This window comes from Dolosicoccus paucivorans, assembly GCF_900100125.1.
Classification (GTDB): Bacteria; Bacillota; Bacilli; order Lactobacillales; family Aerococcaceae; genus Dolosicoccus; species Dolosicoccus paucivorans.
This window is the reverse complement of record NZ_FNEL01000002.1, coordinates 69,082-76,432: the sequence shown is the minus strand read 5'-3', so window position 1 is coordinate 76,432 and position 7,351 is coordinate 69,082. Positions and strand designations below refer to the sequence as shown.

Genomic DNA, 7,351 nt, shown 5'->3' with positions numbered 1-7,351 from the left:
TAGATTTGTTAGCTTTGTAGCCTTCATAATAGTCGATGATAGTTCCACCATCGTCTAAATAATGATAGACATTATAGATGGTTTGAGCAGATCTTCTTAACTTTTTAGCGACTATGTAAGCTTTTTCGCCAATTTCGTAGTAGTTTTCTATCCAAGTCAGTTCTTTCGTGGTAAGATGTGTATAGGCCATTTTGTGTCTACTCCCTTATTTATGATTGGACTCATAAATAGTGTAGCACAAATGGTCTTATTTGTTTTTTTCTAGCTTAATTTTACAATTCAGGTATTATGAATGCAGTGACTGATGACTTTCACGTACAATTTTTGAAACATCAATATGATTTAATGAATCATTGTATGGCTTTTTAGCGTTGGTTAAATGGGCTAAGTATTCAATATTTCCCTCGCCCCCAGTAATAGGTGAAAAAGTAACGTCTTTAATTTCATAGCTTAAATCTGTTGCCATCTTTAATACTTCATAAAGTACTTCTTGATGAACTTTTGGATCTTTGATGACGCCATTTTTACCAATTCGTTCTCTACCTGCTTCAAATTGAGGTTTAATAAGAGTTAAAACCGAACCGTTCTCTTTTAAAATCTCAATTAAAGGAGGCAAAATTAGCCTTAAAGAAATAAAAGATACATCAATACTTGCAATGGTTGGTTGACCTTGAGTGAAATCTTCAGGTGTAGAATAACGAAAGTTTTCTCGTTCCATTACGACGACGCGGTCATCATTTCTTAATTTATAAGCTAGTTGATTATAGCCTACATCTAAAGCATAGCTTTGCTTAGCACCATGCTGTAAAGCAGCATCGGTAAATCCTCCCGTGGACGCACCAATATCAAGCAAAATATGATCAGTCATATCGATATGAAAAGACTCAATAGCCTTTTCAAGTTTTAAGCCGCCTCGACTAACGTAGGGAAGTTGTTGGCCTTTAATGTGCAGTTGACGAGTTGTTGGAATCTTTTCTCCTGCTTTATCATAGCGCTGGTTATTTTCATCATAAATTTGTCCCGCCATAATTAAACGTTGAGCTTGTTCTCTGGATGGCGTAAGCCCTTGTTGAACAACTAATTTATCGACGCGTTCTTTACTCATAGGACACCTCACTTGCTTTTGGTGTGGGATCTTGTAGAAAATCTAAAAAGTAGTTTAATGGTTCAAAAGAATAAGAGGTCGTTTGCGACAAATCTTTTAAAATATTTTGTGCTTTTTGACGCTCATCTGCTAATTGCTTCTTACTTTCTTGGGCACCTAATAAAGTAACATAGGTTCCTTTGTCATTAACTTCATCGGACCCGGTTCCTTCTTTTAACCCATCTAATAAATCGTTATGAATTTGAAAGGCAACACCAAAGTGTGTGGCAAACTGAATTAGTTGCTTTGTCACTGTGTCATTGAAATTCGCAATAACACAAGCCATTTCAATGGCAGCGATAAATAATTGCCCTGTTTTTAAAAAGTGCATTTGTCGCAAGTCGTCCACCGACATCGTCGTTGAACTTGCCATATCAATCATTTGCCCTTCAATCATCCCTTGGCTTCCGGCCGCTTTTGATAAAATCTGAACACAAGCTAAACGTTGCTCAGCAGTTAAACCAGTCGCATTCGCGATAAGGTTAAAGCTATCGATTAACAAAGCATCTCCTGCTAAAATAGCCGTCGCTTCATCAAACTGTTTATGGTTGGTCAATTTACCACGACGGTAGTCATCATTATCCATCGCTGGTAAATCATCATGAATTAAAGAAGAAGTATGAATGTATTCTAAAGCCGTCGCCACGGGTAAAGCATTTTCAGCCGCTTCACTTGATTTAATAAGCGCTGTCATTAATAAAAGCATGGGGCGCAAACGTTTGCCGCCATTATTTAGTGAATACTCCATCGACTGAAGGAGTCGTGTGTTTTCTTGCTGTTTTAACCAATTTGTCAAATAACGTTGCCAATGAGCTTGTAAAGTTTCATGTGTCATTCTTTAATATCCTCATTATTAAAAGGCTCTTCTTGGCCTTCTTTCATAATTTTAACGACGCTTTCTTCTGCTTCTTTTAATGTTTGATTACAAAACTGGCTCAATTCAATCCCTTTTTTAAAAGCATTTAGCGCTTGATCAAGGGGTAAATTTCCCGCTTCAAGTTGCTCAACAATTTGTTGAAGTTGTTGCATCCCTTTTTCAAAGGTTAATGTTTCTTGATCCGACATGTTATTCCTCCGTTTCTTTTTCATTGACTTCTTGTACTTGAGTTGTTAAATAGCCATCTTTTAATTGGATGGTTAATTGATCTTTAGGCTTAACTTGGTGAATCGTTGTAATAATTTGATCATCTTTTTGGGCGATACTATAGCCACGCTTTAAAGTTTGTAAAGGACTATAAGCATCTAAAACCCCAGTATAATAACTAAAGGTTTGCTTTTTATGTTCAAAATACTTATCCCAACTATGAAGTAATTGACCTTCTAATTGATTTAAACCGTTAGCATAACGCAATGTTTGGTTCGTAATATGTTGTGGATTCATACGGTTAGTCCATTGAGTTAGCCTTTGATTTAACTGATTAAAATACAACTGAGTTTGGTGATTTAAAGAGGTGGTTAAATGGTCTAATTGTTGTAAGTAAGGTTCATAAAGACGTCTTGGCTGAGCTAATACATATGAGGTCTCTAATCGCTCGAGTTGTTTTCGATGTAGTTCGAGACGTTGTCTCATCGTATAAAGAAGTCGTTCTTGATTTTGTAAAATCTCGCGTTGAACACTTGTTAGTTCAGGAACAGATACTTCTGCCGCAGCCGTTGGTGTTGGCATTCTTAAATCCGCTATGAGATCTGCGATCGTCGTATCAGTTTCGTGTCCGACTGAAGAAATGACAGGAATTGATGAACGCATAATGGCTTCCGCCACTGGCTCTTCGTTAAAGCACCATAAATCTTCAATGGAGCCGCCACCTCGAGCTAAAATAATTAAATCATATTGTTGATAGCGCCGCTCTACTTCATTGAAAGCTTGGACAATTTCTGCAGTGGCTTCTTTTCCTTGCACTCGGGTTGGGAAAACAGTCACGTCAACAATCGGATAACGTCTTTCAAGAGTGGTTAAAATATCTTGAATTACCGACCCTGTAGGACTAGTAATCACCGCAATTTTTTTAGGGTATTTGGGTAAAGGCTTTTTAGGTCGATCAATATATCCTAATTCGTAATACTTTTTCTTTAATTGCTCTAAAGCTAAATATAATGCGCCGATACCATCAGGTTGAATATTATCCACATATAATTGATAACTTCCTCGAGGTTCATATAAAGATACACGTCCCGTAACAAGTACTTTCATTCCTTCTTCTAGTTCAAAAGGTAAGTTGCGGCTAGCATAATTAAATAAAGCAGCTGATATCACCGCTCCTTCGTCTTTTAAACTAAAATATAGATGGCGCTGGTTTCCCGGTCGATAGTTACTGACTTCGCCCATTACCAAAACCTTTTGTAAATGAGGATCCGCATCAAATTTACGTTTTAAATATTTGGTTAAAGTTGAAACGGATAAATAATTTGAATTACTCATCCATGGCCTCTTTTAATAAAGCAGTCGCATCTAAATTGTTTTGCTGGCAAGCACAAATAATCGCTTGTTCCATTAACATCGCTACTGTCATTGGACCGACCCCACCGGGAACAGGTGTCATGGCACTGGCTACTTGTTTAGCACTTTCAAAGTCCACATCTCCGGCTAATTTGCCATTGTCTAGTCGGTTAATACCTACATCAATGACGACGGCGCCTTCTTTTAAATGACTCTTATCGATTAAATGAGCTTTTCCTACGGCGACAATGACGATATCGGCATTTTTCGTATAATATTTTACATCTTTTGTACGTGAAGCTAGAACTGAAACCGTTGCTCCACGGTTAATGAGTAAATTGGCTAAAGGTTGACCAACAATTTTGCTACGACCAATAATGGCTACATCCGCTCCCGGGATAGTGACGTTATATTCGTCTAATAAGTTTAAAATTCCTCGCGGCGTACAAGGGACTAATGTATCGTCTCCTAACATTAAACGCCCTACGTTATAAGGATGGAATCCGTCAATGTCTTTTTTAGGATCAATTCCATCCATTACTTTTTGGCTGTCTAAGTGATCCGGTAAAGGTAACTGTACAATGACACCATGAATCGATGGATCCTCGTTAGTTTGTTGAATTAAATGCATTAATTCTTCTTGAGTACTCTTTTCATCTAATTTTTGCCAATCAAAATCAAAGCCAATACGTTTAGCCATTTTTTCCTTTTGGCCTACGTAAACTTGACTCGCAGGGTCGTCTCCCACAGTAATCACTTGCATTTTCGGTTGAATATTTTGGTCTTTTAACTTTTGAACAGCCTTTTCGTAATGCTTTCGAAGTTCTGCTGCTCGTTTTTTTCCGTCAATTATTTGCATCCTATCCACCTTCTTTATTGAATGTATCTTTTAGAAAAAATCCCCTCATCCCTAGAGGGAGAGGGTGATTATTGTTACTCGTTATCAGTTGACTTATCCGTTAATTCATAGTCTTTTACAACGTTTCCTAGTACACCTGTAATAAAACGGCGTGCTTTTTCGTCGCTAAAGTCTTTAGCAAGTTCAATCGCTTCATCCACAACGACTAAAGGAGGTACGTCTTCATAAAATAACTCATAGAGTGCTAAGCGTAAAATTAATAAATCAACACGCGCTAAGCGATCAATCGTCCAGTTTCTTAAATAAGGTTTCAACTTCTCATCCAATGTTGGTTGATGATCAGTAACTCCATTAACAAGAGTAATTAAGTAACTGTTTAATACTTCGTTACTTTCATTTGAATCATTGCCAGCATACAAAGCAAAATGCATCGCTTCTTCCATACTTGGAGCTTGCATCTTCGTATCAGAGTAAACGATTAATTGATAGAGCGCTTGAATGGCTTGTTGTCTAATTTGATGGGACTTTGTCTGTTTGGTCAATGACTACCCCTCGCTTACTTGGTATTCATTTGGAAGTGTTTCGATTGTCACAATATGAACGTTGACTTCGCTGACAACTAAGTCAGTCATAAATAAAATTTGTTCCTTAACACGTTGTTGAACAGCTGTCGCGACTTCAGGAACTGAATGACCATACAGTAAATGGATATTCACATCGATAGCGATTTGCCCTTCTTGCCAGCGAACTTTAGCACCAGATCCTTGAGTGTCAAAACCTAAATACTCTCCTACTTCACGTTGGAAGTTACGATGTAATTTTGCCACACCTTCTACTTCAGAGGCTGCTGTAGCTGCAATTTTTTCTAATACTTCAGTGGTTATATTAATTTCACCTAAATTGCGATTAAAATGATCTTTATATGAACGGTTCATTTCTACCATGAGTTTAACTCATCTCCTTTAACAATCTGTCTTTCTATCTTATTTTAACGAATTATCTATCAGAAAGCTATGCTTAATCAATGGGCACAATAATTAAGTCTTTTGGAGCGCGGTTTAAACTTTCTACCCCGTCTTTTGTAATTAATAAATCATCTTCAATACGCACACCACCTAAATTAGGAAGGTAAATACCCGGTTCATTGGTCACGACCATTCCTGGCGTAAAGACTTGGTCGCTAGAAGCAGCGGCTCTTGGCTCTTCATGAACGTCTAACCCTAATCCGTGACCTGTACTGTGGCCAAAGTATTCGCCGTAACCTTTTTGGGTAATATAATCTCGAGCTAACGCGTCGACTTGAGAACCCGTCATACCCGGTTTAGTCTGGCGAATCACTTCATTATGAGCTTCTAGAACAATATGGTAAATCTCTTCTAATTTAGGATCAATTGATCCTACCGCAATCGTACGCGTCAAGTCAGAACTATAGCCTTTATAATAACAGCCAAAGTCAAAGGTTATAACGTCTCCTTCTTCGATCTTTTTATCACTTGCTACTCCGTGGGGCATGGATGAACGAACACCACTTGCTACAATCGTATCAAAGGACATACCAGAAGCTCCTTTTGATTTTAAGAAACGTTCCAATTCATTAGCAAGTTCAATTTCTGTTTGACCTACTTTAAGATAAGACAAAATATGTTCAAAGGCTTCGTCAGTAATTTGACAAGCGTATTTGATGAGGGCCAATTCTTCTTCGTCTTTAACTTGACGAATCGTTTCAATAACTTTTGGACTTTCTACGAGTGTGGCGGCTACTTGTTCATTGAGTTGTAAAAAAGTTTCCGCCGTCATTTGGTGTGTTTCAATCGCTAGCGTTTGAATGTTTAATTCTTTTACTAAAGAAGCGACCGCTGAAATCAAACCTTGGGTTGCTTGATAAAACTCAAATCCTACAGCCTGTTCTTTAGCTTGAGTGATGTAACGAAAATCGCTAATAATAAAGGATTGGTCTTTAGTAATAACTAAAGCACCAAAGGAACCGGTAAAATTGGCTAAGTAACGAATATTTTTACTTCCAGTGACTAAAAAAGCATCGATTGCTTCATCGTTTAAATAACTTCTAAGTTGTTCAAGTCTACTCATCGAAATCCCTACTTTCTATTCCTTTATTGTAACATACACTCATACCATTCGTATAAAAATCCCTATCCAAACGATATTAAAAAAACTTGAGCTTTTAAAAGTCGCTCAAGTTTCCTCCAATGTTTCTTCTGTCGTTTTTTCATACCATTTAATATCGATATCAATTAAAAAATAAAAATCAGACAATGTCTCAAACTGGCGAGAAGTAAAATTCGAGGCATTAACATAACTTAATATCTCTCGTCGCCCTTTTCTTTCATCTGTTTTTGCTTCAACTATTCCTTGATCAAAAGAAATCATTAAAGGCTGTTCTGTTCGGTAATAAAGGCGATCAAAATAACTTTCTTGAGTTTGATGTTTTAATTGATAATCGGAAAGAATTGTTTCGTCAAAAGCTTCTTCTCGAGTGACAACCTTTTGGTGTGACCGGTTCGTCACATAGCCCGTCGGTAAAAGAATTTGCCAAGGGGTTTCTTGCCAAAATTCATGAACATATAAGTGAACTACCGCCGTAAAATATCCCTCTTCTTCAAACGCAATATAATGAAACGGAGCAGATTGAGTCCAATCACTAATATCTAACTTTGTTTGTATTTTACCCATTTGTTCGTTAATTATTTGTTGAATTTGTAATTCTAATTGAAAACGATCATCTAATTCTAAACGCTCAATTGTTTTTCGGGCTAATATTCTTTGGATTTGTGCTTCATAAAAGGCCCGTTGATTCATTAATCGGCTTGTTTGGCTGTGATTATAATGTAAAAGACCTAAATAAACCGTATGGCTAATGATAACTAAAACCATAACCAATAATAAAGCCATT

The 7,351-nt window shown here is 37.2% G+C and carries 9 protein-coding genes and 1 pseudogene; all 10 read right to left on the bottom strand.

Translation table 11 applies throughout. The annotated features are described in order from the left end of the window. Positions 1-190 (bottom strand): annotated as a pseudogene (locus BLR79_RS00855) (IS30 family transposase); the annotation flags it as partial. 96 nt (positions 191-286) lie between these two features. Next, positions 287-1,105: a TlyA family RNA methyltransferase gene (locus tag BLR79_RS00850; protein ID WP_092083924.1), complete on the bottom strand. Its 819-nt coding sequence runs from the start codon at positions 1,103-1,105 to the stop codon at positions 287-289. Further along, complete coding sequence (locus BLR79_RS00845) at positions 1,098-1,979, bottom strand: polyprenyl synthetase family protein (protein WP_092083922.1); 882 nt, start codon at positions 1,977-1,979, stop codon at positions 1,098-1,100. The genes BLR79_RS00850 and BLR79_RS00845 overlap by 8 nt, the downstream gene beginning before the upstream one ends. Beyond that, positions 1,976-2,209 (bottom strand): exodeoxyribonuclease VII small subunit, encoded by a 234-nt coding sequence (gene xseB / locus BLR79_RS00840; RefSeq protein ID WP_234970753.1) that lies wholly within the window; start codon positions 2,207-2,209, stop codon positions 1,976-1,978. Before xseB ends, BLR79_RS00845 begins: the two co-directional genes overlap by 4 nt. 1 nt (position 2,210) lies before the next feature. Next, positions 2,211-3,563, bottom strand: a complete 1,353-nt coding sequence (xseA, locus tag BLR79_RS00835) for an exodeoxyribonuclease VII large subunit (protein ID WP_092083918.1) — start codon at positions 3,561-3,563, stop codon at positions 2,211-2,213. Then, a complete protein-coding gene (locus tag BLR79_RS00830) occupies positions 3,556-4,440 on the bottom strand; it encodes a bifunctional 5,10-methylenetetrahydrofolate dehydrogenase/5,10-methenyltetrahydrofolate cyclohydrolase (RefSeq protein ID WP_092083916.1) in 885 nt (294 codons plus the stop codon). The genes xseA and BLR79_RS00830 overlap by 8 nt, the downstream gene beginning before the upstream one ends. A gap of 74 nt (positions 4,441-4,514) precedes the next feature. After that, a complete protein-coding gene (gene nusB / locus BLR79_RS00825) occupies positions 4,515-4,982 on the bottom strand; it encodes a transcription antitermination factor NusB (protein ID WP_234970752.1) in 468 nt (155 codons plus the stop codon). A 3-nt stretch (positions 4,983-4,985) separates the two neighbouring features. Beyond that, positions 4,986-5,384, bottom strand: a complete 399-nt coding sequence (locus BLR79_RS00820) for an Asp23/Gls24 family envelope stress response protein (RefSeq protein ID WP_092083914.1) — start codon at positions 5,382-5,384, stop codon at positions 4,986-4,988. Positions 5,385-5,457: 73 nt separating this feature from the next. Next, complete coding sequence (locus tag BLR79_RS00815; RefSeq protein ID WP_092083912.1) at positions 5,458-6,528, bottom strand: M24 family metallopeptidase; 1,071 nt, start codon at positions 6,526-6,528, stop codon at positions 5,458-5,460. Between the two features lie 105 nt (positions 6,529-6,633). Continuing rightward, positions 6,634-7,350 carry a hypothetical protein gene (locus BLR79_RS00810; RefSeq protein WP_092083910.1) on the bottom strand — a complete coding sequence of 239 codons (717 nt, stop codon included), beginning with the start codon at positions 7,348-7,350 and terminating at the stop codon, positions 6,634-6,636. Position 7,351 lies beyond the last annotated feature (1 nt).